The following is a 2914-nucleotide window of genomic DNA, read 5'->3' as shown; positions in this document are numbered from 1 at the left end:
GATTGCCGCTATCGCCGCCCAAAGCCTGTGAGGTGAAGGATGGTGCCAATTGCGATAGAACTTGGGTAAGGTCAGGCTGGCCCACATGGGCGAGCGCAGTTGTGTCCAGAACTTGCACAGGCGCGGCACTATCAGCAGCGCGAATCCCCGTTTGCCGCGTTCCGGTGACGATGATATCCTCCGGAGCGTCTGCACCGGCGGTGGCGTCGTCGCCAACGGCAGCCGGCCGCGCCTGCGCTGTGAACGGAACCATTTGGACCAGCGCAATTGCCGCACCGCCCACAAGAAATCCTGCTTTCAAGTCTATTTATCCCTTTTGATCCGCACGTATCCGTTATGCCCAGCCAAACAATCGGCAATATTCATTTCAGTTCACGCATTGTGAAAATACATCGGCTAATGTCATTAGCTGATTATTGGAATCAATATCATCACTAATAGGTGCGGCAATTCGAGACTATATCCATGTTATCCCATAGAAAACTATGAAAAAAATGCCAGATTTGCTCGAAAGCGACTAGCATCTGGTGGAGAAGCGATTTGCACTGACGCAGTGGCAGATCTTGAGCGATGAACGCGATCAATATTTTCTGAACCTTGATACAGGAATTTTAAATTGTCTACCCAGCAGGTAGATAGATAGCATCTTCCGCAAACAACGGGCGTGTACGCTACGCCCAGTGGAGGCCATATGCCTACAGATCCCTATCGCCTGAGCCTTCTGGACAAGGCGTTCGTTCCGGAGGGCGCGGACGCTCCCGATGCCCTGGCTCGTACGGTTGCACTCGCGCAGTTGGCTGAAGAAATGGGCTTTCACCGTTATTGGTTTGCCGAACATCATGGCATGGCGATGGCGGGCAGCACCGCGCCAGAGGCTTTGGTAGCGTTCGTGTTGGCACGAACGAGCCGTATCCGCGTCGGCTCAGGCGGGGTGATGTTACAGCACTATGCGCCTTTCAAGGTGGCTGAGACTTTCCGGCTGCTGGCGGCGCTGGCACCCGGAAGGGTCGATCTGGGCGTTGGCCGCGCACCTGGCGGCATGCCGCAGGCGACACGCGCCTTGCGTGCCAATCAGGAAGGCGCGCGCCCGGATGCCTTCGCCGACAAGCTTGATGAGTTGGAGGCCTTTGTTGTTGGCAACTTGCCTGAAGATCATCGCTGGGCAGGTGCCATGGCCGCGCCCGAGCCGGTGACGCCGCCCGCACGCATTTTGTTGGGCGCCAGCTTGGAAAGCGCAGAAACCGCGGCCCACCTGGGTTGGGACTATTGCTATGCCGGCCATTTCGATGGCGATCCTGATCGCATGGCCAGGGTTTTCGGCAGGTTCGCTGATCTCACAGGCAGGCGACCGCTACTGGCCCTAGTCGCTTTTGCTGACAGCAGCGAAGAGCGGGCGCGCTCGCTCGCCAAGCCTCTCCGGCTCTATCGGGTCAGATTGGCCAACGGACAGTCGGTTAACCTGCCGGATCTGGCTGCCGCCGCGGAGTTCGCACGCCAGTCCGGTGCCACGGAATATACGGCCGATCCGATTGCGCCCGATGTTCTAGCAGGTACGGGCGAGCAAATCCGCGATGCGCTGGACGATCTGCATGTTCGTTTGGGAGTGGAAGAATTCGTCATCGACATTCCCGTTGCCGATCATGCGCAGCGGCGCGGGGCGATGGAAACCCTTGCCCGGGCGATGCAGGCCGACCGTGCAATTGCCCGCGTGGCCGCCTGATCGAATCCCTCATCCCTTTCCCTGAGGAAATTCCGTGTCTGAGACGCCCATAACCTTCGGCCTAATGCTAAATGGCCCCGGTACGCACATGAACGCCTGGCGCCATCCGTCGGGCCCGGCCGACGGTAGCGTCAATCTGCCGTTTTTAATCGACCAGGTGCGCACGGCCGAAGCGGCGGGAATTGCCTTCGCTTTTGTCGCCGATGGTCTCTATATCACGGAAAAGTCCGTCCCGCACTTTCTCAACCGTTTCGAGCCAATCACACTGTTGTCCGCGCTGGCCACGGTCACCAGCAAGATTGGTCTCGCCGGCACGCTTTCAACATCTTACAGCGATCCCTTCACCGTAGCGCGGCAATTCGCGTCTCTAGACCTCATAAGCGGTGGTCGCGCGGGTTGGAATGTGGTGACATCGCCACTCGAAGGGTCGGGGCGAAACTATAGCCGCGCCCATCCCGATCATGCGCTGCGCTATGAAATCGCGGATGAATATCTGACCGTTACGCAAGGATTGTGGGATTCGTGGGACGACGATGTCTTCGTGCGCGATCGAGAGCGCGGCGTCTTTTTCGATCGCAACCGCTTTCGTCGCCTTTCGCACAAGGGTCGCTTTTTCCAGGTTGAAGGGCCGCTGAATATTGGCCGGTCACCGCAGGGCCAGCCCGTGATCTTTCAGGCTGGCTCATCCGAGGCAGGAATAGGCCTCGCCGGCAAGTTCGCCGATGCCGTATTTACCGGCCCGGCTAATTTCGAAGACGCCGTCCGATTTCGCGCGCAAATTCGCGCTAGCGCGGTGGCACATGGGCGATCGGCAAATTCGGTGAAGATCTTTCCCGGAATCTCTGTCGTCACCGGCGCTACCGACGAGGAAGCGGAAGCCAAGCATGCCAGGATCGCAGAACTGCTGACCATTGCGGAAGCGCTGGACTACCTTGGCCGGTTTTTCGATCACCACGATTTCAGCGTCTATTCGCTGGACGCGACTTTCCCAGACCTTGGGGATATCGGGGCGAATAGCTTTCGTTCGGCCACCGATCATATCAAAGCAGACGCGCTCGAAAATGGTTGGACTTTGCGAGAGGTGGCTCTCAAAGTCGCGACACCACGCCCCGACTTTCTGGGCAGTGGTGAAAAAGTGGCCGATGAATTGGTGCGCTGGATAGATGGCGGCGCGGCGGATGGGTTCATCCTTGG

Annotated in this window: 2 protein-coding genes and 1 pseudogene; 2 read left to right on the top strand and 1 reads right to left on the bottom strand. The window is 58.4% G+C overall.

Going from position 1 to position 2914, the window contains the following annotated elements:
* A pseudogene (locus ACHWRX_RS04575) lies at nucleotides 1–301 on the bottom strand (TonB-dependent receptor); the annotation flags it as partial.
* A 390-nt stretch (nucleotides 302–691) separates the two neighbouring features.
* Between ACHWRX_RS04575 and ACHWRX_RS04570 the strand changes: the two are divergent.
* Nucleotides 692–1720, top strand: coding sequence for an MsnO8 family LLM class oxidoreductase (locus tag ACHWRX_RS04570; protein ID WP_394658258.1), 1029 nt, complete (start codon nucleotides 692–694; stop codon nucleotides 1718–1720).
* 34 nt (nucleotides 1721–1754) lie between these two features.
* On the top strand, nucleotides 1755–2914 hold a 1160-nt coding region (locus ACHWRX_RS04565; protein ID WP_394658257.1), incomplete at its 3' end, for an NtaA/DmoA family FMN-dependent monooxygenase.

The organism is uncultured Novosphingobium sp. (assembly GCF_964277725.1).
In the GTDB taxonomy this organism is placed as follows: domain Bacteria; phylum Pseudomonadota; class Alphaproteobacteria; order Sphingomonadales; family Sphingomonadaceae; genus Novosphingobium; species Novosphingobium fluoreni.
Note: the sequence above shows the minus strand (reverse complement) of the source record. Positions and strands in the feature narration are given on the sequence as shown.